Genomic DNA, 26,756 nt, shown 5'->3' on the forward strand with positions numbered 1-26,756 from the left:
CAACCATTTTTAAGGATAGCCATGCAGAACACCGAACTTGATCCGACCCTGTCGGCGACGTTGGAAAAGGCCGGCAAGAACGCCATCACGCTGGTCATCGGCAACAAAAATTATTCCTCCTGGTCGATGCGCCCATGGGTGGTGCTGACGGCATTCGACATTCCGTTCCGCGAAATCCGCATCTGCCTCGACCAGCCCGACACCGCCAGCAAGATCGCCGAATATTCCGCCGCCGGCCGCGTGCCGGTGCTGCTCGACGGCCAGACGCACATCTGGGACTCGCTGGCCATCTGCGAATACCTGGCCGAACAATTTCCCGACCGCAAACTGTGGCCGCAAGAGACCGCTGCGCGCGCCGTCGCGCGCAGCATCACGGCCGAAATGCATTCCGGCTTCACCGGCCTGCGCAGCGCCATGAGCATGGACATCCGCGGCAGCTATCCGGGCAAGGGCCGCACGGCCGAAGCGCAGGGCGACATCGGCCGCATCTGCGAAATCTGGGAAGACTGCCTGGCGCAGTTCGGCCATCACGAATTCCTGTTCGGCGACTTTTCGATCGCCGATGCCTTCTATGCACCCGTGGTGATGCGCTTCCGCAGCTACCACGTGTCGCTGGCGCCGGCGCTGCAAGCTTACGTTGACCGCGTGGTGGAACATCCCGCCGTGGCCAAGTGGATCGCCGAAGCGCTGGTCGAAAAAGAAGTCTTGCCCGACCATTGAGCCGCTGATGAAGATCTACGTCGTCGGCGGCGCGGTGCGCGATGAACTGCTCGGCTTGCCGGTGCAGGATCACGACTACGTGGTCGTCGGCGCCACGCCCGAAGACATGCTCGCACAGGGGTTCCGTCCGGTCGGCAAGGACTTCCCGGTGTTCCTGCATCCCGACACCCAGGAGGAATACGCGCTGGCGCGCACCGAACGCAAGACGGCCCCGGGCTACAAGGGATTCGTGTTCCATACCGACAGCGCTGTCACGCTCGAGCAGGACCTGGCGCGGCGCGACCTCACCATCAATGCCATCGCCAAGGGCGAAGACGGCGTGCTGGTCGATCCTTATCATGGTCAGGAAGATATCCGCCGACGCGTGTTCCGGCACGTCTCCGACGCGTTCGTCGAAGACCCGGTGCGCATCCTGCGCCTGGCGCGTTTCGCGGCGCGCTTTCCTGATTTCACGGTTGCGCCGGAAACCAATGCGCTGATGCAGAAGATGGTCGCCGCCGGCGAGGTCGACGCGCTGGTGCCTGAACGCGTGTGGCAGGAATTGGCGCGCGGCATGATGGAACAGACTCCCTCGCGCATGTTCGCCGTGCTGCGCGACTGCGGCGCCCTGGCGCGCATCCTGCCCGAACTGGACGCGCTATGGGGCGTGCCGCAACCGGCTAAATACCATCCCGAAATCGACACCGGCGTGCACGTCATGATGGTGCTCGACTATGCCGCCGGCCGCGGATATTCGCTGGGCGTGCGCTTCGCCGCGCTCATGCACGATCTCGGCAAGGGCACCACGCCGCCCGATCTGTGGCCCAGCCATCACGGCCATGAAGGCCGCAGCGTCGAGCTGGTGCAAGGCATCTGTGACCGCCTCAAGGTGCCCAACGATTGCCGCGACGTGGCCGTGATCACCGCGCGCGAACATGGCAACGTCGGCCGCGCCTTCGAACTGCGCCCGGCCACCATCGTCAATCTGCTGGCGCGCTGCGACGGCTTCCGCAAGCCGGGGCGTTTTCACGACATGCTGCAGGCGTCAGAGTGCGACCGGCGCGGCCGCACGGGTTTTGAAGACGTCGCGTTTCCGCAGCTGGATTACCTCATGGGCGCTCTCAAGGCGGCCCAGGGTGTGGATGCCGGCGCCATCGCCGCAAAGTTCAAGGAGCAGCCGCAACGCATCCCGGAGGCAATCATGGCCGCGCGCACGGAAGCGGTGGCGGAATATGCCGCCACCAACGCCAGTTAAGCCGCCCCGCCCATGTCACCCTTCATCACGCAACTGCGCGCCAGGCTGGACCGCCTGAAGCACACACTCAGCGCCCTCGCCGAGGCATCGGAAAAGCCGATGATCCTGGTCAAGGAGCTGTCGCCGCGCGCGCGTCGGCATCTGCTGCGGCATTTCCTGGCGCTGGAAGAAAAAGACCGGCTGCTGCGTTTCGGCAGCAAGCTGTCCGATGAGCTGGTCACGCGCTATGTCGAAAACATCGATTTCTCCCGCGACACGATTTTCGGCGTCTACGATCGCAAGTTGCGCCTGCTGGGGGCCGGTCACCTGGCTTTCGCGCCGCGCGAGACTTCCCCCGTCAGCGGCGCCACGCTCAAGGCGCGCGTCGCCGAGTTCGGCGTGTCCGTCTCGGCGGCAGCGCGCGGCATGGGCGTCGGCACCAAGCTGTTCGTGCGCGCCGCGATCCGTTGCCGCAACGCCGACGTCGACACGCTGTACATGCATTGCCTGTCGTCCAACAAGGTCATGATGCACATCGCCAAGAAAGCCGGCATGGAAATCCATCGAGACTACGGTGAAGCTGACGCCTACCTGAAGCTGCAGCCGGCCAATCCGGTCACGTTGTTCCAGGAAGCCATGGAAGAGCAGGTCGCCATGCTCGACTACATCATCAAGGCCAACATGCGCGCGCTGTTCAAATGGATCAGCAGGGTCTTCGGCATCGGCAAGCCGAAGGCCTGAACAGCGCCTGAGCCCGCCCGCCAACCGCGCAAGCATGCGGCCGCCGGAGCGAAATCGGCGATAATGGCGGCTTACAGGCATTTTCCAGCAGAACACATGAACAACTCCGCCAGCACCGACGACTTCTTTGCCAGCGTGGCCGCCAAGTCGGACAGCGGCGCCTTGCGCGGCGACTACAGCAACGCCGACAAGAACTTCGTCGTAGACCAGAACTGGGCCGCTTACACGCCCGCCCAACACGCGCTGTGGCGACGCCTGTACGAGCGCCAGGCAAAACTGATTCCGGGCCGCGCCTGCGACGTCTTCCTCGACAGCATCAAGGCGCTCGACGTCTCGCAAGGCATTCCGCAATTCAACCGCACCACCGAGGCGCTGTACAAGGCCACCGGTTGGCAACTGGTCGCCGTGCCCGGGCTGGTGCCGGACCATACTTTCTTCGAGCATCTTGCCAACCGTCGCTTCCCGGTCACCGTGTGGCTGCGCGAAGAGAGCGAGTTCGACTACATCGTCGAACCGGACGTGTTCCACGATTTCTTCGGTCATGTGCCGCTGCTGTTCAATCCGGTGTTTGCCGATCATCTGCAGGAATACGGCAAGGGCGGCCTGAAAGCACTCAAGCTCGACGGCCTGGCCTTCCTGGCGCGCTTGTATTGGTACACGATCGAGTTCGGCCTGATCCAGAGTCCGGAAGGCTTGCGCATCTACGGCGCCGGCATCCTGTCGTCGGGCGGCGAGGTCGATTACGCTCTGCGCGGTTCACAGGATCAGCAGCCGAACCGCATCCCGTTCCAGGTCGAACGCGTCATGCGCACGCTGTACAAGATCGACTCCTACCAGGAAACCTATTTCGTCATCCGCGACTTCCAGCAATTGTTCGACGATACCGCGCCCGACTTCACCGCGCTGTACGAGCAACTGAAGGCGCAGGACGCCCTGCCGGCCAGCACCCTGTTGCCGGGCGAGCAAAACCTGCCCATAACCTGATCCGCAGCAACCGAACGCCGCCCCTGCCTTCCCGCAGGGGCTTTTTTTTCGCTGTCAGCGCATCGTCAGCCCCGCGTCCGCCATGCTGCGCCGTGCGTAGCGGCAATACGCCGCTTGTGCTACTGTAACCGCATCAAAAGAACAGAACCATTCGCCCACAAGGCGGACGAGTTTTAAGCAGGATCTCGAACAGATCCATGTGCAAACAAAGACACGATTTTTGGCACGGAGACAATGCATGAACGCACCCCTACCTTCCAGTGAACGCCTGTTGCTGGATGACATTTCCCTGGACGACAAATATTCGCTGGAGCGCGGTCGCGTTTTCATGACCGGCATCCAGGCGCTGATACGGCTGCCGATGCTGCAGCGACAGCACGACCTCCAGGCCGGATTGAACACCGCCGGTTACGTCACCGGCTATCGCGGTTCGCCTTTGGGTACGGTCGACCAGACCGCCGCCAAGGCCAAGAAATATCTCGACGCCGCCCACGTCAAATTCCACCCCGGCATGAACGAAGACCTGGCCGCCACCGCCGTGTGGGGGACGCAGCAGGTCAACCTGTTCCCGGGCGCGCAATACGACGGCGTGTTTTCGCTGTGGTACGGCAAAGGCCCCGGCGTCGATCGCTGCGGCGACGTCTTCAAGCACGCCAACATGGCCGGCACCTCGCAGCACGGCGGCGTGCTGGTGATCGCCGGCGACGACCACGCCGCCAAGTCGTCCACCACCGCGCACCAGAGCGAGCACATCCTCAAGGCTTGCGGCATCCCGGTGCTGTATCCGTCGTCGGTGCAGGAATACCTCGACTACGGCCTGCACGGCTGGGCCATGAGCCGCTACACCGGCCTGTGGGTGTCGCTCAAGTGCGTGACCGACATTGTCGAATCCGGCATGTCGGTGGAGATCGATCCGCAGCGCGTGCAGCCGATCATTCCCACCGATTTCGAATTGCCGTTGGGCGGCCTCAACATCCGCCAGCCCGACACCGTGCTTGAGCAAGAGACGCGCATGAACGTCTACAAGTGGTACGCCGCATTGGCCTATGCCCGCGTCAACAAGCTCAACCAGATCATCTGGGACAGTCCGCAGGCGCGCATCGGCATCGTCACCGCCGGCAAGTCCTATCTCGACACGCGCCAGGCGCTCTACGATCTCGGCATCGACGAGCAAGTCGCGCGCGACATCGGCATCCGCCTCTACAAGATCGGCATGACCTGGCCGCTGGAAGCCGAAGGCGTGCGCGAGTTCGCGCAAGGCCTCGATGAGATCCTGGTGGTCGAAGAGAAGCGCCAGATCCTCGAATACCAGATCAAGGAAGAGCTCTACAACTGGCGCGACGACGTGCGTCCGCGTGTGGTCGGCAAGTTCGACGACACCGGCGAATGGAGCGGCTCGCCGCGCGAAGGCCACGGCAACTGGCTACTGCCTGCAACTTACGAACTGAGCCCGGCGCAGATCGCACGCGCCATCGCTACGCGCATTTCCAAGTACTACGCCGGTCATCCGATCGAGCAGCGCGTCAAGGCGCGCATCGCTTTCCTCGAAGCCAAGGAAGCCACGCTCAACGTCAGCACCAAGCCCGATCCGAACAAGGACCGCATCCCGCATTTCTGTTCGGGTTGCCCGCACAACACCTCGACCAAGCTGCCCGACGGCAGCCGCGCGCTGGCCGGCATCGGCTGCCATTACATGGTGACCTGGATGGATCGCGAATCGACCATCTTTTCGCACATGGGCGGCGAGGGCGTGACCTGGGTCGGCCAGGCGCCGTTCACCAGCGAGAAACACGTCTTCTCCAACCTCGGCGACGGCACCTATTTCCATTCGGGTTTGCTGGCCGTGCGCGCTGCGGTGGCGGGCAAGGTCAACATGACTTACAAGATTCTGTACAACGATGCGGTCGCCATGACCGGCGGACAGGAGTTCGACGGCCCGCTCGATCCGGCCATGATCTCGCGCCAGCTGGCCGCCGAGAACGTGCGTCCGATCATCGTCGTCACCGACGAGCCGGATAAGTATCCCGCCGGCACGCCGTGGGCCGAAGGGGTGACTGTCCGTCATCGCAGCGAACTCGACGCCGTGCAGCGCGAATTGCGCGAAGTGCAGGGCGTGTCCGCCATGATCTACGACCAGACCTGCGCCTCGGAAAAGCGCCGCCGCCGCAAACGCGACGCCTATCCCGATCCGGCCAAGCGCGCCGTGATCAACGAAGCCGTGTGCGAAGGCTGCGGCGATTGCAGCGTGCAATCCAACTGCCTGTCGGTGGAGCCGCTGGAAACCGAATTCGGCCGCAAGCGCCAGATCAATCAATCGTCGTGCAACAAGGACTATTCCTGCGTGAACGGCTTCTGCCCGAGCTTCGTCACGGTGGAAGGCGGCAAGCTCAAAAAGGCCAAACGCGTGGCGGTTGAAAAGACCGAAGCCGCAGCGCAGGGACCATCCCTGCCCGAACCGCAATTGCCCTCCATGGGCGACACCTACGGCATCGTCGTCACCGGCATCGGCGGCACCGGCGTGATCACCATCGGCCAGATCCTGGCGATGGCGGCGCACGTCGAAGGCAAGGCCTGCTCGGTGCTCGACATGAGCGGCCTGGCGCAAAAGGGCGGACCGGTGATGTCGCACGTGCGTCTGTCCGAACGTCCCGACGATTTGTATTCGACGCGCGTGGGCACCGGTGCGGCGGATCTGGTGATCGGCTGCGACGTCATCGTCACCGCCAGCCGCGACGCCTTGTCGCGCATGGGCGAGGGACGCACGCACGCGGCCGTCAATTCCACCCGCATGCCGACCGCGGCTTTCGTGCGCAATCCGGACTGGCAGTTCCCGGCGGAGTCAGCCGAGGGCAGCATCCAGAGCGCCTGCGGCACGGAACGCGTGGCCCTGATCGACGCCGGCAACATCGCCACCGCACTGATGGGCGACGCCATCGCGACCAACATGTTCATGCTCGGTTATGCATGGCAACGCGGCTGGGTGCCGCTGTCGGAAGGCGCGCTGCTCAAGGCCATCGAACTGAACGCCTTGTCGGTCGAGTTCAACAAGCAAGCCTTCGGCTGGGGCCGCGCCGCCGCGCACGACGCCGACATGGTGGCGCAAGCCGCCCGTCGCAACGGGATGACGGCGCAGGTGATCGACTTCAAACGGCCGCCTTCGCTGGAGGAAGTGCTGGCCAAGCGGATCGACTTCCTCACGCAATACCAGAACGCCGCTTATGCGCGCCAGTACAGCGATTTCGTCGCGCAGGCGCAGCATGCGGAAGCCGCACTGGGCGAAGCCGGCAAGGCGATGAAGCTCAGCACGGCGGTGGCGACTTACCTGTTCAAGCTGATGGCGTACAAGGATGAATATGAAGTCGCGCGCCTCTACACCGCGCCTGCCTTCCGCGAAAAGATCGCCGCCATGTTCGAGGGCGACTACCAGTTGAAATTCCACCTGGCGCCGCCGCTGCTGGCCAAGCATGACAACAACGGTCATCTGATCAAGAAACAATACGGCCCATGGATGATGCGCGCCTTCGGCGTGCTGGCCAAGCTGCGCTTCCTGCGTGGTACGCCGCTGGACGTGTTCGGCTACACCGACGAGCGCAAGCAGGAGCGTGCGCTGATCGCCGAATACTGCAAGACGGTCGGCGGTTTGTTAAGCAAACTCAGCGCCGACAACCTGGCGCAGGCTGTGGCGATTGCGCGCATTCCGGAAGATATCCGCGGCTATGGCCATGTCAAGGAGCGCCACCTGAAGGCGGCGAAACAGAAGGAGGCGGATCTGCTGCGCATGTTTGACGCAGGGCAAAAGCCGCAGACGCCGGAAGGCGGGCAGAAGGCGGCGTAAGCCTTTACGCCGACGCTGTCGCAACACTCGCCGTCGTCCCGGGCAATGCCGGGACGACGGCGTTTTTATTTCGCGGCTTGGAAGAGATTAGGAAGTGGCAGTGAGCCTGCCGCCGCTGACACGTTCGATCCCGGCCAGGTCGCGCCAGCTTTGCACTTCGGCGAAACCGCGCTGCTCCAGCAGCTTGCGCACGGCCTCTGACTGATCGTAGCCGTGTTCCATCAACAGCCATCCGTCCGCTTTCAGATAAGTCGCCGCACCGTCGATGATGATGCGCAGCGCCGACAAGCCGTCAGCGTGATCGGTCAATGCGCTGATCGGTTCGAAGCGCAAATCCCCCTGCGACAAGTGCACGTCGCCGGCGACGATGTAAGGCGGATTGGAAACGATCAGGTCGAGATACGGAGCCGTGGCGTCGCCCAGCGCGGCGTACCAGTCGCTGCGCAAAAACTCTACCTTTGCATCATGCCGTTGCGCATTCCCTGCAGCGACCTTCAGCGCGCCTTCACTGACGTCGAGCGCTGTCATGGAGACATCCGGCCGCGTGTGCGCAATGGCCACCGCGATGGCGCCGGAGCCGGTGCCCATGTCGAGCGCCCGGCCGTGTTGCGGCAAGCGCTCCAGCGCCAGCTCCACCAGCAATTCGGTGTCGGGACGCGGGATCAGGACATCCGCTGTGACCTGCATCGCCAGGCCGAAGAACTCGCGCTCACCGACGATGTAGGCGATCGGCTCGCCTTGCAGGCGACGACGGAACAGCGCGCTCAGTTGCGCCGCTTCATCGGGTGTAAGTTGACGTTCGGATTGGGTGATCAGCTGGATGCGCGTCAGTTGCAGCGCATGGCCGATCAGGATGCGATTTTCCAGCGAGTCGAGCGGGGCGTTGCGCAGCGCCTCGGCCAGGCTGACGCCTGGCCGGATGTCCGGAAAATCAGTCACGGAAAATCAACCGCGCTTGACGATGCGACGCACCAGCACGATCGCGATAATGGCGAACCAGATCAGCGACCACTGCGGAATCGATAGCCCGAGGAAAGGATACGGATTGGCGCACAGACCGTCAGCCTTGAACAGCGTCGGGAACAGCGTCGCCGTCGGGATGGTGTTGAGCGACGTTTCCAGCGGATCGATGCCGCAGGATGTGCCCGGATGCGCCTGCACCCACAGGTGCCAGCCGGCGGTGGCGATACCGCCCAGCGCAGCCAGCGTGCCGAGGCCGGCGCCAAGCTTGGCAGAGCCGGGTGGCAGGAAGGCGAAGATGATGCAGATGATGGCGATGGCGACGAAGATGTAGCGCTGGATGATGCACAGCGGACACGGCATCATCTCTTCGACGATTTGCAAATAGAGAGCGGCGCCGAGCAGGGCGATGCACAACAGGGCGACTGACAGGAACAGGGATTTGGACGATTTCATGGGCGTTTGATTTTGATGTTGTTCGGAATTAGAACTCATTTCCTGAATATCCGCGAGTGCGAACGATCCTGTTTGGGAGGTAGTGCAAGGCGTGTCGCGCAGCCAAGGGTGGTTCCCTTGGCAAGCGGCGCAACGCAGCAATACACCCAAACAGGACGTTCCCGAAGGGTTTGCTCCAGAAAGGGCGCTGGCTGCGTTGCGCTCCTTGCGCGTGGCACCGCCACGCGACGCGTCGCACGCCTTGCCAGCGCCCTTTCTGGCGCAAACGCATCTCACGGATATTCAGGAAATGAGTTCTATAGCCTAAGCTGTACCCTCAGAGGGGGCCTGGTGAAATTGGTTCCGGCGCTGCTGCATTGTGCCACAGCCCGCGACAATGCTGGGTTACTGGACGATCGTGCTGAACAATCGTCACTGTTTATTCGTCGCCCAGTTGCGCCAGCAATTCAGCCTGATGCTCGGTAATGAGCGCATTGGTCAGCTCTTCCAGATCACCGTCCATGATGAAATCCAGCTTGTACAGCGTCAGGTTGATGCGGTGGTCCGTCATGCGGCCCTGCGGGAAATTGTAGGTGCGGATGCGCTCGCTGCGGTCACCTGAGCCGATCAGCGATTTGCGCGTGGCGGCTTCCTTGGATTGCTGTTCACGCAGTTGCACGTCCTTGATGCGCGCCGCCAGCACCTTCAGCGCCGAGGCCTTGTTCTTGTGCTGGCTGCGGTCGTCCTGGCATTCCACCACGATGCCTGTCGGCATGTGCGTGATACGCACCGCCGAGTCGGTCTTGTTGATGTGCTGACCGCCCGCGCCCGAGGCGCGGTAAGTGTCGATGCGGATATCGGCCGGATTGATGTCGACGTCTTCGACTTCATCGGCTTCCGGCATCACGGCCACGGTACAGGCCGAGGTGTGGATGCGCCCCTGGGTTTCGGTGGCCGGCACGCGCTGCACGCGGTGGCCGCCGGATTCGAACTTCAGGCGTGAATATGCGCCGAAACCGGCGATGCGCACGATCACTTCCTTGTAGCCGCCGACTTCCGAATCGGAGGCCGACATCATCTCCACCTGCCAGCGATTGCGCTCGGCGAAGCGCGTGTACATGCGCAGCAGGTCACCGGCGAACAGCGCCGATTCGTCGCCGCCGGTGCCGGCGCGGATTTCCAGGAAGATGTTGCGCTCGTCGTTGGGATCCTTCGGCAGCAGCATCTTTTGCAGGTCCGTCTCCAGCGCGTCCATGCGTGCCTTGGCGCCGTTGATTTCTTCCTGCGCGAATTCCTTCATGTCTGGATCCGACAGCAGCTCCTGTGCCGTGACGATGTCGTTCGCGGCCTGTGAATAGGTCAGGTACAGCGCCACCAGCGGACCGAGCTCGGCGTGTTCGCGCGTCATCTTGCGATAGTTGTCCATGTCGGACGTGGCTTCCTGCTGCATCAGCAGGTTGTTGAGTTCTTCCAGCCGTTCGGCGAGCTGGTCGAGTTTGGCGAGCATGGAGGGTTTCATGGACTGACTTTACTAAATGAGGGGGTGATGCGATGCCCGCGTTACAAGCAGGGGGCAGAGAATGCCGGCGATCGCAAGGATGCCGGCCGGCGAACGAAGTCGCTAACGTTTTGTGCGGAACAGTTGCGGCAGCAGCTGGACCAGATGTGCGCGCTCGTCGCCTTGCGCGTGATGCAGGGCCTGTTGCGGGCCATGCAGGAATTTGGCGGTGAGTCCCCGGGACAGCGCATCGAGCACGGCGTCCATGTCTTCGCCCTTGGCCAGCAGCTTGCGCGCGCGTTCGAGCTCGGCCAGGCGCAGCGTTTCGCCGGCGTCGTGCAGGTCCTGGATCACCGGCACCACGGCGCGGGTGTCGATCCAGTGCATGAAGGACTGCACGCGGGTTTCGATGATGGCTTCAGCTTGCGCGACGGCGGCCTGGCGGTTTTCGACGCCGCTCTGCACGACCGAGGCAAGGTCGTCAACGGTGTACAGGAAGACGTCGTCGAGGCGGCCGACTTCGGATTCGATATCGCGCGGCACGGCCAGGTCAACCATGAAAATCGGTTTGTGGCGGCGCGCCTTGACGGCGCGCTCGACCAGGCCGAGGCCGATGATCGGCAGCGACGAGGCAGTACAGGACACCACAATGTCGAACTTCGACAATTGCGTCGGCAGATCGGCCAGGCGCAGCGCCGCGCCGTTGAAGCGATGTGCCAGCGTCTCGCCGCGTTCCAGCGTGCGGTTGGCAACGGTCAGCGATTTCGGATTCTGCGCGGCGAAGTGGGTGGCGCACAATTCGATCATTTCACCGGCGCCGATGAACAGCACGTGCTGGCCCGAGATTGAATCGAAAATCCGTTGCGACAAGCGCACCGCAGCGGCGGCCATCGACACGCTGTGCGCGCCGATCTCGGTGGTGCTGCGGACTTCCTTGGCGACCGCGAAGGTGCGCTGGAACAGTTGATGCAAATAGGTGCCGAGCCCGCCGGCGGCGTCCGCCTGGCGCACGGCGTCCTTCATCTGGCCGAGGATCTGCGGTTCGCCCAACACCATCGAGTCGAGCCCGGAGGCGACGCGGAAGGCGTGACGCACGGCATTGTCCTGCGGCAAGGCATACAGGAAGGGGCGTAGTTCGGCGTAGGAAAGCTTGTGGTAATCGGCGAGGAAATGCGCGGTACTGTCGATGGCGGCATCGACGCCGCCTGCGGCAGCGGTGCTGGCGGCGTACAGCTCGGTGCGGTTGCAGGTCGACAGGATCGCCGCTTCGCCGGTCTGCGCCAGATTGGCGCTCAGGTCTGCGCGCCCGAACCAGGCCCGCGCAGACGCCACCGCCTGGCCGATCTGGTCGGCCGGGAACGCCACTTTTTCGCGCAGGGAAACCGGCGCGGTAGTGTGGTTCAGTCCGACGGCAAGCAAGTGCATGGCGACTCTAGGGTTGTCGAGCTAATACAGCGCGAAAAATGGGGGAATATCAACTCGATATTATACCCGCTGCGGGTAAAGGGGTTTTGAAGTGTATCAATAATGACTATTTATGCACGCTATGAGCCGACGCGGGCGTGTATGGTCAATTTTTGCATGTGGGAAACAATTTCCAGCGCGTAACGCTCCGGCTGTTCCAGGTCGGGAAAATGCCCGCAATCGCCGAACTGCACGATCTCCGCTTGCGGCAGGCAATCGCGCAGCGATTCCGGCGGCGTGGCGCGGTGAGATCGATCAAGATTGCCCCAGACCAGCGTGCAGGGGGTGTCCGGCAAGGTGGCGAGCGAGGTTTCGCGCAACAGTCCCTGCACCACGCCCGCCAGGCAGAAGCAGCCACCGGCATCGAACGAGCGGCGTGCAATTTCCTGAAACGCGCCGGCATCCGCGCCGGCCGGCAAGGCGCTGCGATACCACAGCTGCGCCAGTTTGCGACGGGCCAGCCAGGTGATCAGTTGTCCCGCCACCGGCACGCGCAAAGGCCGCGGAATCATCCTGTAGGCCCATGCCTGCATCGCCGCCAGCGCGGGCGTTTGCGTCAGCATCAGGCTGGCGATGCGCGCCGGCGCCAGCTGCGCCGCGCGGATCGCATACAGGCCGTTGGCGCAGCTGAAGGCCAGCGTGGCGCGCTCAATCTGCAATTGATCCAGCACTGCCAGCACCACGCGCGCGCCATGGTCCAGCGAGTGGGTGTAATCCGGGGCCGGCAATGAAAAGCCGAATCCCGGCATGTCGAAGCAGACCACGCGGAAATGCGGCGCCAGCAAGTCGACCAGGCGTTGATAGTGGGCCACGACATTGGGGCCATCAGGTGTGAAGACGATGCAGGGGCGGTCGTCGTCGCCGCAAGCCGAGTCGGTCAGGTGCACGCGTCCGGCAGCGGTGTCGACAAAGCGGCCGTGGCGAAGCGCAGGATCGCGCGCCACCGATGCCGCAATACGGGTGAGGAGATGATCGGTGCGTGCGCCGGACACGGTCTGCTATTTCCTTGGCGCTGGCGCGTCCAGCCGCTCCAGCTGGTAGCCATAGCCGTACACGGTGCTGAGCCGGTAGCCGTTCTCCGGCTTGAGCGCGAGCTTGCTGCGCACGCGCGAGATGTGGGTGTCGATGGTGCGGGTCGGCACGGCGTTGTCGTCCTCTGCGCCCCAGACGCTTTCCTGCAGGGTGACGCGCGACAGCGGCCGGCCGAGGCCGGCGAACAGCAGCAGCGCCAGCGCGAATTCCTTTTGCGTCAACGTGACCGGTACGCCCGCGTGTGTGACCAGATTGGCCGGCGTTTCAAAGCGGTAATCGCCGAATTGCTGCACCTGCCGCTCGTCGTGACCGGGATAGGCGCGCTGCAGCAGCAAGGCCACGCGCGCGGCAAGGGCGTGGCGGCGCAAGGGCTTGAACTCGCTCTCGACCAGCCGCCGGCCGGCGTATTCGGATAACGCCGCCAGCTCGGCGAGCGCGTCGCCTGCCAGCAGCAGCACCGGCAGCGTCGTCGCCGCTTGCACGATTTCAGCCAGATGTTCCCCGGCGTCGGCTACATCCACGATCAGCAATTGCGCCTGCGCACGGCGCAGGTCCGCGCGCTGCTGCACGGCTTCGCAGTCGTGCGCAGGCAGGCTGCGTGCGATCAGGGCGAGGTCGTCGGCGGAGCGGCTGAAGATGGAAATGTGCATGGCATGCAGGGAGAAGTTTTCGGCGGCGAGGAATCCGGCCCCCGAAAAGCACCGCGCCGGATCAAGTCCGGCGCGGTGAGAAGGAGCTTAAGGCGCGTCGGCGTCCGGCAGCACCACGTTCACGTCGAGCACTTCCAGGTTGCCCTGGCGGTCGAGCGAGATCTTGATGTCGTCGGCGTTGACCTTGGTGTACTTGGAAATCACCTCGATCAGTTCCTTGTGCAGCGCCGGCAGGAAGTCATAGCCCTGGCCTTGGCGACCGCCGCGCTCGCGCGCGATAATGATCTGCAGGCGTTCCTTGGCGGCCGTGGCGCTTTTTGCCTTGGGCGGAAACAGGAAGGAAAGCAAAGCCATGTCATTTACCTCCGAAAATACGCTGGAGCAGGCCCGGCTTTTCATAGCTGATGAAGCGCAGCGGCAGGTCTTCACCGAGGAAGCGGCTGACCAGGTCCTGGTAGGCCTCGGACACGTCGGTCTCTTTCAGATGAATCGCAGGATTACCCTGGTTGGACGCGTGCAGCACCGACTCCGATTCAGGAATGATGCCGATCAGCGGGATGCGCAGGATTTCCTGCACGTCGGTGTATGACAGCATTTCGCCGGCTTCGACGCGCTTGGGCGAATAGCGGGTGATCAGCAGGTGTTCCTTGACCGGCTCGCCGCCGCTCAGGGCGCGGCGCGACTTGGCCTGGATGATGCCGAGGATGCGGTCCGAATCGCGCACCGAGGAGACTTCCGGATTGGTCACGATGATCGCTTCGTCGGCGAAGGTCAGCGCCATCACGGCGCCGTGTTCGATGCCGGCCGGCGAATCGCAGATGATGTACTCGAAGTCCATCTTTTGCAGGTCGCCCAGCACGCGTTCCACGCCTTCTTCCGACAGCGCGTCCTTGTCGCGGGTTTGCGAGGCCGGCAGGATGAACAGGTTGTCGCAGTGCTTGTCCTTGATCAGGGCCTGGTTCAACGTGGCTTCCTGATTGACGACATTGATCAGGTCGTACACCACGCGGCGTTCGCAGCCCATGATCAGATCGAGATTGCGCAGGCCGACATCGAAGTCGATGACGACGGTCTTGTGTCCGCGCAGGGCCAGACCCGATGCGAAACTGGCGCTCGACGTCGTTTTGCCGACGCCGCCTTTACCGGATGTCACAACGATGATTTTTGCCACAAAAGACTCCTTAGAAGATCAGATTTGAATACTTGATGATGCGAATACTAAATTATTTGCTGGTATTGATCGGCAGCACGTCGATACGGTCGCCGGTCAGGCGCACCTGCACCTGTTTTTGCGCCAGCTCGGGCGGATGGCCGTTCTCGAAGGTACGGTAGACGCCGGCAATCGACACCAGTTCCGCTTCCAGGCTCGCCGCGAAGATGCGCGCGCCGGTATTGCCGCTGGCGCCGGCCAGGGCGCGGCCGCGCAGCGGGGCGTAGACGTGGATGCTGCCGTCGGCGATGATCTCGGCGCCGTTGTTGACCGCCGCCATGATCACCAGGTCGGCGCCACGGGCGTAGATGCGCTGGCCTGCACGCACCGGCGTGTCGATGATCATCGTGGCGGCCGTCGGTGCAACCGGTGCGGCCTGAACTTGCACAGAAGCGGCAGCCGGAGCCGCGGCCGCAGCTACAGCAACCGGCTTGGGCGCTTCCTCTGCAACAACAGCGGTTTCGGTTTCCTGCTGCTGTGGCGGACGCGGTGCGCCGCCGTCGATGGACAGTCCCTGCGCGGCGATCTCGGCGTGCAGTTCTTCCGGCGCATTGCGCACGGCCACCGCGTTGAGGCGATAGCGCTTGAACAAAGCCACCAGCGCGGTCCAGTCGATGCCCGCAGCGCCGCTGTCCAGCGCGCCGATGTCGATCACGGCGAATTCGTCTTCAAAGAAGTCGGACACGCCGCCGGTCATGTCCTTGAGGGCCTGGTCCAGCGCCGCCGGATCGGTTTCGTGCAGGATCGCGGAAATGGCGACCACCGTGGATATCTTGATGTCGATCGGTTTACGAGCTTTTTGCATAAGTTGTTCAGTGCCCGCGTTTTCCCGGTGGGAAAACTGCAGGTTCATTGCGTTCGGGGAGGTTCCGTCTGGCGCGAGGCCGGTGTTGGTTTGGCATTATACAGTCAGCGCGCCGGCGCGATAGAGGCCATCGGCGGCAGTCAGGCCTCCAGCAAGGTCTTGAGGGCCTCCAGGTCGCGCGTCACCCAGGCGGTGTCGTCATTGAACCTGGCGTCATCCATCTCCGGCTGGCGGAACAGGGTGAAAGTCAGCTCGCAGCCGTCGCCGTTGGCCACCGCGCGCATCGGGATGGCCACGCTCTGGCCGGAAGCCAGCACCACCTCATGATCGAGCACGCCGAAGTCGTTGGCCGGTGCAAAACGGACTTCCAGCTTGCCTTCCGGGGTGTCGGCGAGCCATTTTCCATCGACTTGCTGTATGCCCTTGCCGAGGCCGGAAGCCCATTTCGGCATGTTTTCCGGATTGGCGACGAAGCGGTAGACGTCCTGTACGGGACGTTCGATGGTGACGTGCAGGAGGCGGGTGGGAAGCGGCTTGGGCATGGCGAATCTCCTTGGACAAGGAGGCCATTATGCAGCGCAGGAGATAAAACAAGCAGACAAAAAAAAAGCCGGGGACGGTAAGTCCCCGGCAGCTTGCTACATTGGCAAGTCAGGTGGGCGGACGATCAGCCCGGTACCTTGCCTTCCACGCCTTCGACGTAGAACTTCACGCCGTGCAGGAAGCCGTCATCAGCCACTGCGTCCTTGGCGACTTGTTCCTTGCCGGTGTTGTCCTTGATCGGACCCTTCCAGATCGGAGCGGAGCCGTCGGCGATACCCTTCTTGCGTTCTTCCACCAGCGCCTTGACGTCGGCCGGCAGTTCAGGATTGAAGCCGCCCAGGTCGATGCCGTTTTCCTTCAGGCCGAGCCAGGTGGTGCCGGTCTTCCACGAACCGTCCAGCACCGCTTGCACGCGCGCCGTGTAGTACACGCCCCAGTTGATCATCGATGCAGCCAGATGGGCCTTCGGGCCGAAGCTGGTCATGTCGCTGTCCCAGCCGAATGCGTAGACGCCTTTTTCCTGCGCGGTCTGGACCACGGCGGCGGAATCGGTGTTCTGCATCAGCACGTCGACGCCCTGGCCGATCAGCGTGGTGGCGGCTTCACGTTCCTTGCCCGGATCGAACCACTTGTTGACCCAGACCACGCGCGTGGTGGCTTTCGGATTGATCGAGCGCGCACCCAGGGTGAAAGCGTCGATGTTGCGAACCACTTCAGGAATCGGCACCGAGGCGACCACGCCCAGCTTGCCCGACTTGCTCATCTTGCCGGCGACCACGCCTGCCAGGTAAGCGCCTTCATAGGTGCGCACGTCGTACTGCGCCAGGTTGTCGGCGGTCTTGAAGCCGGTGGCGTGTTCGAACTTGACGTCCGGGAATTCCTTGGCGACCTTCAGCATCGCTTCCATGTAGCCGAAGGTGGTGCCGAAGATCAGCTTGTTGCCGTCGGTGGCCAGCTGGCGCATCACGCGCTCGGCGTCGGCTGCCGACTCAGGGACGTTTTCGACGAAGGTGGTCTTGACCTTGTCGCCGAACTTCGCTTCGACCGCCTTACGGCCGTTATCGTGGGCGAAGGTCCAGCCGGCGTCGCCGACCGGGCCGATGTAGACGAAGGCAACCTTCAGCGGTTCGGCCGCGGCCGGCGCTGCAGCAGGCGCGGCGGCAGCTGCGGGAGCCGCTTCTTCTTTTTTGCCGCAGCCGATCAAGGTGGCGGCCGCCAGTGTGGCGAGCATCGCAATCGATGCCCTGCGCGAAATTTTCATACTTTCTCTCCCTGTTGAAAAATCAAAATCGGTTCAATTAAAAATGCACTGCAAAACGAACTGTAAAAACCAACAACAAAATCAGGATGCCCCCGGGCGGAACGGCTTGCCCAGCGACGCCGGCATGTTCAGGCGGATCCAGTCGGGATTGCGCGAGATCAGCGCCAGCACCACGATGGTGGCGACATAGGGCAGCATCGACAGGATCTGCGACGGAATCGTCACGCCGACGCCCTGCAGATAAAACTGCAAAATCGTCACGCCGCCGAACAGCAGCGAACCCAGCAAGACCCGTGCCGGACGCCAGGTGGCGAAGGCGGTCAACGCCAGCGCGATCCAGCCGCGACCGGAGACCAGGCCTTCGACCCACATCGGTGTATAGACCAGCGACAGATACGCGCCGGCCAGGCCGCAGCAGGCGCCGCCGAACAGCAGCGCGAGGAAGCGGATGCCGCGTACCGAATAGCCCAGTGCATGGGCCGACTCCGGCGACTCGCCAACCGCGCGCAGGATCAGGCCGGCGCGCGTGCGGTACAGGAACCAGGCAATCGCCGCGCACAGCAGCAGCGCGACATAAGCCATCCAGTGCTGGGTGAAGAAGGCGGGGCCGACGAACGGAATATTGTTCAGGCTGGGAATGCCGGTGCTTTGCGACGGCAGGGCGAGGCCGACGAAACGCTGGCCGATGAATGCCGACAGTCCGGCGCCGAAGATCGACAGCGCCAGCCCGGTGGCGACCTGGTTGGTCGCCAGAATCAGCGCCAGCCACGAAAACAGCGTCGCCATCAGCATGCCGCACAGCGCGCCGGCGAGGAAGCCCAGCAGCGGGCTCTTGGTGGTGTAGCCGACTGCGAAACCGGCGATGGCCGCGACCAGCATCATGCCTTCCGCGCCGAGGTTGAGCACGCCGGCGCGTTCGTTGATCAGCAGGCCGATGGCCGCCAGCAGCAGCGGCGTGCCGGCGTTGATCGAGGCCGCGATGAGAGGAGCGAGTTGGTCCATGTTTGCTTATCCTTTTTGTTTCCAGCGCAGGCGGTAATCGATCAGCGTGTCGCACGCCAGCAGCAGGAACAGCAGCATGCCCTGGAACACACCCGTGATCGCCGACGGCAGGCCCAGGCGCGATTGCGCCAGCTCGCCGCCCAGGTACAGCAGCGACATGATCAGTCCGCCGAACACCGCACCGATCGGATGCAGGCGGCCGATGAAGGCAACGATGATCGCCGCGAAGCCATAGCCCGGCGACACCGACGGCAACAGCTGGCCGATCGGCCCGGCGATTTCGAACGCCCCCGCCAGCCCGGCGAAACCGCCTGAAATCAACAGCGACACCCACAAGGCGTTGCGACTGGAAAACCCTGCGTAGCGCGCCGCATGAGGCGCAACGCCGCCGACCATCAGCGAGAAGCCGCGGAAGCTGCGCATCATGAACACCGCCATCACGATCGCCGCCACGATGGTCACCGCGAAGCCGATGTGCAGGCGCGTGCCGCTCATCAGCATCGGCAGCATGAACTCGCTGGAGAAGACCTTCGACTGCGGGAAGTTCATGCCGTTGGGATCCTTCAGCGGACCGTTGACGGCGTACATCAGCAGCAGCTGCGCGACATAGGTCAGCATCAGCGACACCAGGATTTCGTTGGCGTTGAACTTGTCGCGCAAGAGCGCCGTGATGCCGGCCCAGAGAGCGCCGCCGATCACGCCGGCGACGATCATCAGGATCAGTCCGAGGCCGCCCGGAATCGCATGGTCGGGCACGTCAATCCACACCAGCAGCGCCCCCGCGCATAAGGCGCCGACGGTGAACTGGCCTTCCGCGCCGATGTTCCAGATGCTGGCGCGGAAGCACACGGCCAGGCCCAGCGCGCACAGGATCAGCGGAATCGATTTGAGCAGCAGTTCGCTGATGGCGCGCTTGCTGCTGAACGGATCCACCAGGAAGACCTTGAGGCCGGCAATCGGATCCTTGCCCAGCGCCAGGAACAGCAACGCGCCGAGCAACAGCGTCAGGATGATGGCGATGACCGGCGACAGATACGTCATGCGGCGCGACGGCACGCCGCGCAGCTCGAGCCGGAAAGGGAGCGAGGTGAACATAGACTTAACCATGTGCAGCCTCCGCAGCATTGTTCGGCGCAGGCGGCGCGTCATTGTTCCACAAGCCGCTCATCCACAAACCGACCTGCTCCCGCGTGGCCTGTTCAATCGGGACGGAAGGCGACAAACGTCCCTTGGCGATCACATGCAGGCGATCGCACAGCGCGAACAACTCATCAAGTTCTTCGGAGATCACCAGCACGGCACAGCCTTCTTGTTTGAGCGCCAGGATTTCGGCATGGATTTGTGCGGCGGCGCCGACATCGACGCCCCAGGTCGGTTGCGCGACGATGAAGACACTGGGTTTGCGCTCCATCTCGCGGCCGACGATGAATTTTTGCAGGTTGCCGCCGGACAGGCTTTTTGCCAGCGCGTCGGGGCCGCTGGCCTTGACCTTGAAACGTTCGATGATGGAGGCGGCGATCTTGCGCGTGTAGGCGAAATCGATCATGCCGTGTTTGACGTACGGCACTTTCTGGTGCGACAGCAGCATGTTGGCCGACAGGCTCAGCGTCGGCACGGCGCCGCGGCCGAGACGTTCTTCGGGCACCAGGCCGAGGCCCTTGGCGCGGCGCGGATTGGGCGCCAGATGACCGACGGCGGCGCTGCTCAGCATGATCATGTTGGGCGCGGCACGCTGGTCTTCCCCGGACAGCGCCGCCAGCAATTCCTGCTGGCCGTTGCCGGACACGCCGGCGATGCCGACGATCTCGCCGGCGCGCACTTCGCATTCGATGTCTTGCAGTTCGGTGGCGAACAGATGCGCTTTCGGCAGGCAGAGGCGATTGACGTGCAGCTTGCGCTCGTTGCGTTGCATGCCGGAAAACTGCGGATTGCGTTCGCGGCGCAGCCGCACCAGCTCTTCGCCGATCATCATGCGCGACAGGCCGGCGCTGGTTTCATTGCGCGGATCGCAGGTCCCGGTCACGCGGCCGCCGCGCATCACGGTGGCGCTGTGGCACAGTGCGCGGATCTCGTCGAGCTTGTGGCTGATGTAGAGGATGCTGCAACCTTCGTCGGCCAGCAGGCGCAGCGTGACGAACAGCTTCTCGACCGCCTGCGGCGTCAGCACCGAAGTCGGTTCGTCAAGGATCAGCAATTGCGGATTGGTCAGCAGCGCACGCACGATTTCCACGCGCTGGCGCTCGCCCACCGACAACGTGTGGACGTGACGATTGGGCTCCAGCTCGAGACCGTATTTTTCGCCGGTCTGGCGGATGCGCGCGACCAGGTCCTGCATGTCGGTGTCGGCGTCGAGACCCAGCGCGATGTTTTCCGCCACGGTCAGCGTGTCGAACAGAGAAAAGTGCTGGAATACCATGGCGATGCCGAGCTTGCGCGCGATCTGCGGATTGGCGATGTGCGCCAGGGCGCCGTTCCAGTAGATTTCACCGGCGTCGGGTTTGACGGTGCCGAAGATGATCTTCATCAGCGTCGACTTGCCGGCGCCGTTCTCGCCAAGGACGGCATGGATCTCGCCGGGCGCGACGCTCAGGTTGATGTCGTCGTTGGCCAGTACTCCCGGATAGGCCTTGCGGATATGCGCTATTTGCAGGCGCGCAGGCGACGTTGCGGTCACGGATTTCCCCTCGCAGGAACCGCGCCTTCCCGCGCGCGTTCCAGGTTATTCAAATGATCTGCGGAATTTACCATAGCCAAATTGTCGACAATCGGGAAAATTGCAAAAAATATCACGAACGGTTGCCGCCGCGGTGGGCCCAGCGCGTGGTGCGTTTTTCGATGATCGCAAACAGTTCGTACATAGCCATCGCCATCGCGCCGATGACCACCAGTCCGGCAAAGGCCAGCGGCATCTTCATCGACGAGCCGGCCGACACCAGCAGGTAGCCGATGCCTTCGTTGGAGGCGTTCATCTCCGACACGGTCGAGCCGACAAAGGCCAGCGTGATGGCGACCTTCAACGAGGCAAAGAAGTAGGGCAGCGAGCGCGGCATGCCGACCTTGAGCAAGATGTCCATGCGTTTGGCGCCGAGCACGCGCAAGACGTCTTCCAGTTCCGGCTCCAGGGTCGCCAGACCCGTGGCGATGTTGACCATGATCGGGAAGAAGGAAATCAGGAAGGCCGTCAGGATCGCCGGCCCGGCGCCGATACCGAACCACACCACCAGCACCGGCACGAAGGCGGCCTTGGGCAGGGCGTTGAACGCCGTCATCAACGGATACGCCGCGGCATACAGCAGTGGCGAAGAACCGATCAGGAAGCCCAGCGACACGCCGACCGCGACCGCAATCGCGAAGCCCACCATGGTGACCCAGAAGGTCGACAGCGCGTGATGCGCGATCGGGCCGGCGAATTCGATCATGGCCTCGATGATCGCCATCGGGCTCGGAAAGATGAACTCGGACACGTCCAGCGCGCTGCAGATGATTTGCCAGACCACCAGGATCGCCAGCAGCAGTATCCATGGCGCCAGCGTGCGGGCGGCTTGGTTCATTGAGGAAAGTTTTTTCATGGGCGCCTTGGTTCAGGTGGTTCTCAGGTGTTGCGCACGCGGCCGATATGCTCGCGCAGCTCGTGCACCAGGGCGTTGAAGGGATCGGTGTAGGTGAGCTCCAGCTCGCGCGGACGCGGCAGCGGATTTTCCTTGCGCGCCACGATGCGGCCGGGGCGTTTGCTCATCACGTAAATGGTGTCGGCCAGGAAAGCAGCCTCGCGCAGATCGTGGGTCACCAGGATGACGTTGAACTGGCGCTCGGTCCACAGGTCGCGCAGCACGCACCACAGCTCTTCGCGGGTGAAGGCGTCGAGCGCGCCGAAGGGTTCGTCCAGCAGCAGCATCTTCGGCTCGTGGATCAGCGCGCGGCAGATCGACGCGCGTTGCTGCATGCCGCCCGACAGTTCCCACGGAAACTTGTCGGCATAGCCGTCCAGGCCGACGGTCTTGAGCAATTTGAGCGCGCGCTCGGTGTACTGCGCCTTGTTCTTCTTGAAGTCGTGGCGATACGGCTCGACGATTTCCAGCGGCAGCAGAACATTGTCGAGCGTGGTGCGCCATGGCAGCAGAGTCGGCGCCTGGAAGGCCATGCCGACGAATTTGAGGGGGCCGGTCACCTCGGCGCCGGCGATGGCGACGCTGCCGCGCGTGGGCCGCTTCAGGCCCGTTGCCAGCTTCATGAAGGTCGACTTGCCGCAGCCGGACGGGCCGACGATGGCGATGAATTCCCCTTGCCTGGTTTGCAGGGAAATGTCTTCGACCGCAAATTCGTCGGAGCCGTCGTAGGACAGGAAGACACGGCGGAAGTCGACGAAGACTTGCGCCGTATCGGTCACGCCTGCTTCGATGGTGTCAGCTTGCAATGTCATTTCCCGAACACGTTGAGCAATTCCTTGGACGGCAGGTAGGCCGGCGTCCAGATCTTTTCTGCGTTGACGCGCGTCTTGGTGCCGTAGGCATCCGACACTTGCGAAGCCATCAGCGTCAGGCGCGGCAGGAACACCTGGCCGTAACCTTCGGCCTTGGCGTGCGGCGTGGCGATGGCGCTGGAGATGGCCAGCTTGAGACGGCGCAGTTCCAGCTTCTCGTCAATCAGGCCGTCGCGTTCCTTGAGTATCTTGATGGCGGCTTCGGGATTGGCCAGCACGTCCTTGGTCGCCTTGGCGAAGGCGCGCAGGAAGCCCCTGAGCGCTTCCGGATTGGTCTTCATGAGGCTTTCGTTGGCAATGATGGCGTTGCCGTACAGCTTGACGCCATAGTCGGGGAACATCATCACGTTGATGTCCGCATCCTTGATACCGCGCGCGTTCAGGTTCAGCAGTGAAGTGAAATAGAAACCGGTGATGGCGTCGACGTCGCCGCGCGCCAGCATGGTTTCACGCAGCGGCGGATCCATGCTGATCCAGTTGGCTTTGGACGCATCCAGGCCGTTGGCCTTGGCGAAGATCGGATAGCCGCGGCGACCGGCGTCGAACACCGGCGAGCCGAGCTTCTTGCCGACCAGATCGGCCGGTGTCTTGATGCCGGTCTTCTTGAGCGAGAAGATCGCCGCAGGGGTGTCGTTGTAGACCATCATCACGGCCATCGGCTTGCCCGGCGAAGCCGGATTGTTGGCGGTGAATTCCATCAGCGCCGCCATGTCGGCAAAGCCCATGTCGTAAGTGCCCGAGGCCACGCGATTGACCGCGTTGCCGGAGCCGCTGCCGGCGTCGATGACGACGTCCAGTTTCTCCTGCGCGAAATAACCCTTGGACTTGGCCACCAAGAACAACGCAGACGGACCTTCAAAGCGCCAGTCGAGCTGAAACTTGATTTTGGTTTCTTGCGCGAAGGCGGCCGAACAGGCGGCGCTGAGCAGCAGGGCGGCGGTGAACTTGAAGAGCTTGTTGGCGTGCATGGTGGGCTTCCCGTTGGAGTCAGTTGATCGGTTGGCCGGGCGCAGGCGGCGGTGAAGTGATGTCGCCAATGCGGCCCGGTTTTGTTGTCCGGTTTTTACAAACGATGTCCGATGAAAAGCATTTACTGTGCCAAGAACGTCGGATGGCGGCGACAGCGAAGGCAGCGCTGCAGTCGGCTTTCGAGCCGGCTTTATTTTGTCGACAATCCAAAATTTCATTTGCGACAATTTGGTGCTTTGCTGCACCGCTCTAGCAAGAGTTGCACTAAAAACAGTATTCTTGCGGCCGCGTAAGCCTTGTAAATAGAGGTGTGCGTCGATGAGCGGGTTTAGTACTGTCGTTCTATATCTTGTCGACAATCTTCCGTCGCAACCTTCTCGGCGGCATGGTGGGGAGGGTTGTTTTCATTCTGTGCAGCGGTGCCGGCTGGCGTGCGGACATCGGCTTCGCCGGATCCATTTTTTCGCATTGACGATGCACGCGCCGGCGCATTGTCGACAGTTTTTTGACGACTTGTTTTCGGCTGGCATGACGTTTGCATTGATGGACCCGGCGGATTGCGCAGCGACGGTTGTTGGGTGCGATGCCAGACCTGATTGGATATGGGTGAGCAAATGAAGGAGCGCGCGTTGCAGGTTGCAGCAAGCAGCCAGTGACGAGCGATGGGATCCGGATTTATTTTTCAATGAAACGCAAAAGGGAGAAAACGTATGAAGAAGAGTGCAATGGGGATGTGCTTGACTACCGCAGCGCTGGCCATCTCGGCCATGGGCAGCATGTCGGCCAACGCGGCCGAATGGGCAGATAACTCGATCGGTTACCGCTACGGCACCAAGTTTGCCGAGCCGTTCAATTCGCAGGACATCACCAAGAACATCATCAACTTCACGCACGCCAGCGGCTACAAGTACGGCACCAACTTCCTCAACGTCGATCTGCTGATGTCCGACAAGAAGGACAACAATGCGCAGGAAGCCTACATCGTCTACCGTCACACGCTGGATCTCGGCAAGATCAGCGGCAAGGACCTGTCCTTCGGCCCTGCACGCGGCTTCGGCCTGACCGCCGGTTTCGACTGGAACACCAAGAACGATCCCGGCTACGGCTCCAAGAAGCGCATGATCGTGGCTGGTCCGACCATTATGATGGACGTGCCGGGCTTCCTCAACATCAGCCTGCTGGCGCTGTGGGAAAGCAACCAGCCGGTCGGCGTTACCAGCCGTTATTCGTATGACACGCATCCGATGCTCAACGCCGCCTGGGGTATCCCGTTCGGCACCAGCGGCTTCGCCTTCGAAGGTTATGTGAACTACATCGCCGCCAAGGGCAAGAACGAATTCGGCGGCGGCACCGCGCCCGAGCTGAACTTCGACGGCCAGATCATGTATGACGTCGGCACGCCGCTGGGCATGGGCAAGAACACCTTCCGCGTCGGCCTGGAATACCAATACTGGCGCAACAAGTTCGGCAACCCGCACAACGTCCCGGGCTCGCTGGCCAAGACGCCGATGATCCGCGCCGAATACCACTTCTAAGCGTTTCTGCGGGCATGCCAGGGTGGGCGTCATCTCGGCATGCTCAGTTCCTTCGGTGCCGGGTCTTTTGATCCGGCATTTTTTTCGGCAGTAATGGTATAAACAATTCCGGTATCGACTCACTACGCGGGGCGCAATGGAAGCATACATTCTCGACTGGCTCAATCTCTTGCTGCGCTGGCTGCACGTCATCACCGCGATTGCCTGGATCGGCTCCTCGTTCTACTTCGTCTGGCTCGATAACAGCCTGACTCGGCCGGACGATCCCGAACTGCTCGAAAAGGGCGTCGGCGGCGAGTTGTGGGCGGTCCACGGCGGCGGCTTTTACAATCCGCAGAAATACCTGCTGGCGCCGAAGACGCTGCCGCAAAACCTGCACTGGTTCTTCTGGGAGTCCTACAGCACATGGCTGTCCGGCTTCGCGCTGTTCTCGGTGCTGTACCTGTTCAATGCCGGCACCTTCCTGGTCGACAAGCACGTGCTCGACATGAGCGCGACGACGGCGGTGTTTGCCGCGCTGGCCTACCTGGCTGCGGGCTGGCTGGTGTATGACGCCATCTGCCGTCTGTTCGGCGACAAACCGGGCGGCGACCGCGTGGTCGGCGTGCTGGTCACGCTCTATGTCGTCGCTGCGGTCTGGGTGGCGTGCCATGTGTTTTCAGGACGCGCGGCGTTCCTGATGACCGGCGCCTCGCTGGCCACCGTGATGAGCGCCAACGTGCTGTTCTGGATCATTCCCGGCCAGCGCAAGATGGTGGCGTCGATGCGCGCGGGGCAGAGTCCGGATCCCATCCATGGCAAGCGCGGCAAGCAGCGCAGCGTGCACAACACCTATTTCACGCTGCCGGTCATCTTTGCAATGCTGTCGAATCACTACAGCATGACCTACAGTGCCGGCAACAATTGGCTGGTGCTGCTGCTGATCATGCTGGCAGGCGTGCTGATCCGGCAGTTCTTCGTGCTCAAGCACAAGGGCGTCATCAAGTGGCAGTATCCGGCTGCAGCGGTGGTGATCCTTGCCGGCGTGGCCGCGTGGATCGTGCCGAAGTCGGCGCTGCAGCCTGCGCCTCCACCTTCACAGCAAAACGCACCGGCCGTTTCGTTCGCGCAAGTACAACACGTGATCGAAACGCGCTGCATCCAGTGCCATGCGGCCAAGCCGACGCTGATGCCGGTGCCTGGCAAGGGCATCCTGCTCGACAGCAAGGATGGCGTGTTGCAGCATGCGCAGCAGATCTACCAGCAAGCGGTGGTGCAGAAGGCCATGCCGCTGGGGAACATGACCAATATTACGGATGACGAGCGGGCCTTGTTGGGCAAGTGGTTTGAAGCAGGCGCCAAGGGCGAATGATCAGATAGCAGGCGCCAAAGCAAAAAGGCTGAACACAACGTTCAGCCTTTTTCTTTTCGACGGTGCAT

Annotated in this window: 24 protein-coding genes; 7 read left to right on the top strand and 17 right to left on the bottom strand. The window is 62.7% G+C overall.

The window, feature by feature from the left end; all coding sequences use genetic code 11:
* The first annotated feature begins 21 nt into the window (after positions 1–21).
* The 5 genes from ACIROY_RS06500 to ACIROY_RS06520 all read left to right on the top strand — a co-directional run bounded on the left by ACIROY_RS06500 (position 22) and on the right by ACIROY_RS06520 (position 7,493).
* On the top strand, positions 22–720 hold the full coding sequence (locus ACIROY_RS06500; protein ID WP_402277217.1) for a glutathione S-transferase family protein: 699 nt from the start codon (positions 22–24) through the stop codon (positions 718–720).
* A gap of 7 nt (positions 721–727) precedes the next feature.
* Entirely contained in the window at positions 728–1,954 is a 1,227-nt protein-coding gene (locus ACIROY_RS06505; protein ID WP_402277215.1) for a multifunctional CCA addition/repair protein, read from the top strand.
* 12 nt (positions 1,955–1,966) lie between these two features.
* On the top strand, positions 1,967–2,674 hold the full coding sequence (locus ACIROY_RS06510; RefSeq protein WP_402277213.1) for a GNAT family N-acetyltransferase: 708 nt from the start codon (positions 1,967–1,969) through the stop codon (positions 2,672–2,674).
* A 96-nt stretch (positions 2,675–2,770) separates the two neighbouring features.
* Positions 2,771–3,658 carry a phenylalanine 4-monooxygenase gene (phhA, locus tag ACIROY_RS06515; protein WP_402340673.1) on the top strand — a complete coding sequence of 296 codons (888 nt, stop codon included), beginning with the start codon at positions 2,771–2,773 and terminating at the stop codon, positions 3,656–3,658.
* Positions 3,659–3,896: 238 nt separating this feature from the next.
* Positions 3,897–7,493 carry an indolepyruvate ferredoxin oxidoreductase family protein gene (locus ACIROY_RS06520; RefSeq protein WP_402340676.1) on the top strand — a complete coding sequence of 1,199 codons (3,597 nt, stop codon included), beginning with the start codon at positions 3,897–3,899 and terminating at the stop codon, positions 7,491–7,493.
* Positions 7,494–7,580: 87 nt separating this feature from the next.
* Here ACIROY_RS06520 and prmC read toward each other — a convergent pair whose 3' ends face one another.
* The 17 genes from prmC to ACIROY_RS06605 form a co-directional block, all read right to left on the bottom strand.
* The gene (gene prmC / locus ACIROY_RS06525; RefSeq protein ID WP_402277207.1) at positions 7,581–8,432 is read right to left on the bottom strand and encodes a peptide chain release factor N(5)-glutamine methyltransferase; all 852 of its coding nucleotides are present in this window, start codon (positions 8,430–8,432) and stop codon (positions 7,581–7,583) included.
* 6 nt (positions 8,433–8,438) lie between these two features.
* Entirely contained in the window at positions 8,439–8,909 is a 471-nt protein-coding gene (locus ACIROY_RS06530) for a disulfide bond formation protein B (RefSeq protein ID WP_116434367.1), read from the bottom strand.
* A 418-nt stretch (positions 8,910–9,327) separates the two neighbouring features.
* Positions 9,328–10,407: a peptide chain release factor 1 gene (prfA, locus tag ACIROY_RS06535; protein WP_402340678.1), complete on the bottom strand. Its 1,080-nt coding sequence runs from the start codon at positions 10,405–10,407 to the stop codon at positions 9,328–9,330.
* A 102-nt stretch (positions 10,408–10,509) separates the two neighbouring features.
* Positions 10,510–11,811 carry a glutamyl-tRNA reductase gene (hemA, locus tag ACIROY_RS06540; protein ID WP_402340681.1) on the bottom strand — a complete coding sequence of 434 codons (1,302 nt, stop codon included), beginning with the start codon at positions 11,809–11,811 and terminating at the stop codon, positions 10,510–10,512.
* 119 nt (positions 11,812–11,930) lie between these two features.
* A complete protein-coding gene (locus tag ACIROY_RS06545) occupies positions 11,931–12,842 on the bottom strand; it encodes an alpha/beta fold hydrolase (protein WP_402340683.1) in 912 nt (303 codons plus the stop codon).
* Between the two features lie 6 nt (positions 12,843–12,848).
* The gene (locus ACIROY_RS06550) at positions 12,849–13,532 is read right to left on the bottom strand and encodes a winged helix-turn-helix domain-containing protein (RefSeq protein ID WP_402340686.1); all 684 of its coding nucleotides are present in this window, start codon (positions 13,530–13,532) and stop codon (positions 12,849–12,851) included.
* Between the two features lie 87 nt (positions 13,533–13,619).
* Positions 13,620–13,886, bottom strand: coding sequence for a cell division topological specificity factor MinE (gene minE, locus ACIROY_RS06555; RefSeq protein ID WP_050476381.1), 267 nt, complete (start codon positions 13,884–13,886; stop codon positions 13,620–13,622).
* A gap of 1 nt (position 13,887) precedes the next feature.
* Complete coding sequence (gene minD / locus ACIROY_RS06560) at positions 13,888–14,703, bottom strand: septum site-determining protein MinD (RefSeq protein ID WP_402277197.1); 816 nt, start codon at positions 14,701–14,703, stop codon at positions 13,888–13,890.
* A 52-nt stretch (positions 14,704–14,755) separates the two neighbouring features.
* Complete coding sequence (gene minC, locus ACIROY_RS06565) at positions 14,756–15,547, bottom strand: septum site-determining protein MinC (RefSeq protein ID WP_402277195.1); 792 nt, start codon at positions 15,545–15,547, stop codon at positions 14,756–14,758.
* A 140-nt stretch (positions 15,548–15,687) separates the two neighbouring features.
* Positions 15,688–16,089 carry an SRPBCC family protein gene (locus tag ACIROY_RS06570; RefSeq protein WP_402340689.1) on the bottom strand — a complete coding sequence of 134 codons (402 nt, stop codon included), beginning with the start codon at positions 16,087–16,089 and terminating at the stop codon, positions 15,688–15,690.
* 125 nt (positions 16,090–16,214) lie between these two features.
* On the bottom strand, positions 16,215–17,351 hold the full coding sequence (locus tag ACIROY_RS06575; RefSeq protein WP_402340692.1) for a BMP family ABC transporter substrate-binding protein: 1,137 nt from the start codon (positions 17,349–17,351) through the stop codon (positions 16,215–16,217).
* An 81-nt stretch (positions 17,352–17,432) separates the two neighbouring features.
* Positions 17,433–18,353, bottom strand: a complete 921-nt coding sequence (locus ACIROY_RS06580) for an ABC transporter permease (RefSeq protein WP_402340695.1) — start codon at positions 18,351–18,353, stop codon at positions 17,433–17,435.
* Between the two features lie 6 nt (positions 18,354–18,359).
* Positions 18,360–19,448 (bottom strand): ABC transporter permease, encoded by a 1,089-nt coding sequence (locus tag ACIROY_RS06585; protein WP_402277687.1) that lies wholly within the window; start codon positions 19,446–19,448, stop codon positions 18,360–18,362.
* A 4-nt stretch (positions 19,449–19,452) separates the two neighbouring features.
* Positions 19,453–21,027 (bottom strand): ABC transporter ATP-binding protein, encoded by a 1,575-nt coding sequence (locus ACIROY_RS06590; RefSeq protein WP_402277187.1) that lies wholly within the window; start codon positions 21,025–21,027, stop codon positions 19,453–19,455.
* Positions 21,028–21,139: 112 nt separating this feature from the next.
* On the bottom strand, positions 21,140–21,922 hold the full coding sequence (locus ACIROY_RS06595; protein WP_402277185.1) for an ABC transporter permease: 783 nt from the start codon (positions 21,920–21,922) through the stop codon (positions 21,140–21,142).
* A gap of 23 nt (positions 21,923–21,945) precedes the next feature.
* Entirely contained in the window at positions 21,946–22,773 is an 828-nt protein-coding gene (locus ACIROY_RS06600; RefSeq protein WP_402340697.1) for an ABC transporter ATP-binding protein, read from the bottom strand.
* Positions 22,770–23,801, bottom strand: coding sequence for an ABC transporter substrate-binding protein (locus ACIROY_RS06605; RefSeq protein ID WP_402340700.1), 1,032 nt, complete (start codon positions 23,799–23,801; stop codon positions 22,770–22,772). Before ACIROY_RS06605 ends, ACIROY_RS06600 begins: the two co-directional genes overlap by 4 nt.
* Positions 23,802–24,512: 711 nt before the next feature.
* Between ACIROY_RS06605 and ACIROY_RS06610 the strand changes: the two genes are divergently transcribed.
* Both ACIROY_RS06610 and ACIROY_RS06615 read left to right on the top strand, forming a co-directional pair.
* Entirely contained in the window at positions 24,513–25,337 is an 825-nt protein-coding gene (locus tag ACIROY_RS06610; protein ID WP_402340703.1) for an outer envelope protein, read from the top strand.
* A gap of 136 nt (positions 25,338–25,473) precedes the next feature.
* A complete protein-coding gene (locus ACIROY_RS06615; protein ID WP_402340706.1) occupies positions 25,474–26,688 on the top strand; it encodes a urate hydroxylase PuuD in 1,215 nt (404 codons plus the stop codon).
* Positions 26,689–26,756: the final 68 nt, after the last annotated feature.

This window comes from Herbaspirillum sp. NPDC101396 (assembly GCF_044767365.1).
Classification (GTDB): Bacteria; Pseudomonadota; Gammaproteobacteria; order Burkholderiales; family Burkholderiaceae_D; genus Herbaspirillum.

What these genes read in the sequence shown, in the direction of transcription:
- ACIROY_RS06500 (WP_402277217.1), top strand. Translation starts at nt 22, where the DNA reads ATGCAGAACACCGAACTTGATCCGACCCTGTCGGCGACGTTGGAAAAG.
- ACIROY_RS06505 (WP_402277215.1), top strand. Translation starts at nt 728, where the DNA reads ATGAAGATCTACGTCGTCGGCGGCGCGGTGCGCGATGAACTGCTCGGC.
- ACIROY_RS06510 (WP_402277213.1), top strand. Translation starts at nt 1,967, where the DNA reads ATGTCACCCTTCATCACGCAACTGCGCGCCAGGCTGGACCGCCTGAAG.
- phhA (WP_402340673.1), top strand. Translation starts at nt 2,771, where the DNA reads ATGAACAACTCCGCCAGCACCGACGACTTCTTTGCCAGCGTGGCCGCC.
- ACIROY_RS06520 (WP_402340676.1), top strand. Translation starts at nt 3,897, where the DNA reads ATGAACGCACCCCTACCTTCCAGTGAACGCCTGTTGCTGGATGACATT.
- ACIROY_RS06530 (WP_116434367.1), bottom strand. Translation starts at nt 8,909, where the DNA reads ATGAAATCGTCCAAATCCCTGTTCCTGTCAGTCGCCCTGTTGTGCATC.
- prfA (WP_402340678.1), bottom strand. Translation starts at nt 10,407, where the DNA reads ATGAAACCCTCCATGCTCGCCAAACTCGACCAGCTCGCCGAACGGCTG.
- hemA (WP_402340681.1), bottom strand. Translation starts at nt 11,811, where the DNA reads ATGCACTTGCTTGCCGTCGGACTGAACCACACTACCGCGCCGGTTTCC.
- ACIROY_RS06550 (WP_402340686.1), bottom strand. Translation starts at nt 13,532, where the DNA reads ATGCACATTTCCATCTTCAGCCGCTCCGCCGACGACCTCGCCCTGATC.
- minE (WP_050476381.1), bottom strand. Translation starts at nt 13,886, where the DNA reads ATGGCTTTGCTTTCCTTCCTGTTTCCGCCCAAGGCAAAAAGCGCCACG.
- minC (WP_402277195.1), bottom strand. Translation starts at nt 15,547, where the DNA reads ATGCAAAAAGCTCGTAAACCGATCGACATCAAGATATCCACGGTGGTC.
- ACIROY_RS06570 (WP_402340689.1), bottom strand. Translation starts at nt 16,089, where the DNA reads ATGCCCAAGCCGCTTCCCACCCGCCTCCTGCACGTCACCATCGAACGT.
- ACIROY_RS06575 (WP_402340692.1), bottom strand. Translation starts at nt 17,351, where the DNA reads ATGAAAATTTCGCGCAGGGCATCGATTGCGATGCTCGCCACACTGGCG.
- ACIROY_RS06580 (WP_402340695.1), bottom strand. Translation starts at nt 18,353, where the DNA reads ATGGACCAACTCGCTCCTCTCATCGCGGCCTCGATCAACGCCGGCACG.
- ACIROY_RS06585 (WP_402277687.1), bottom strand. Translation starts at nt 19,448, where the DNA reads ATGTTCACCTCGCTCCCTTTCCGGCTCGAGCTGCGCGGCGTGCCGTCG.
- ACIROY_RS06595 (WP_402277185.1), bottom strand. Translation starts at nt 21,922, where the DNA reads ATGAAAAAACTTTCCTCAATGAACCAAGCCGCCCGCACGCTGGCGCCA.
- ACIROY_RS06600 (WP_402340697.1), bottom strand. Translation starts at nt 22,773, where the DNA reads ATGACATTGCAAGCTGACACCATCGAAGCAGGCGTGACCGATACGGCG.
- ACIROY_RS06605 (WP_402340700.1), bottom strand. Translation starts at nt 23,801, where the DNA reads ATGCACGCCAACAAGCTCTTCAAGTTCACCGCCGCCCTGCTGCTCAGC.
- ACIROY_RS06610 (WP_402340703.1), top strand. Translation starts at nt 24,513, where the DNA reads ATGAAGAAGAGTGCAATGGGGATGTGCTTGACTACCGCAGCGCTGGCC.
- ACIROY_RS06615 (WP_402340706.1), top strand. Translation starts at nt 25,474, where the DNA reads ATGGAAGCATACATTCTCGACTGGCTCAATCTCTTGCTGCGCTGGCTG.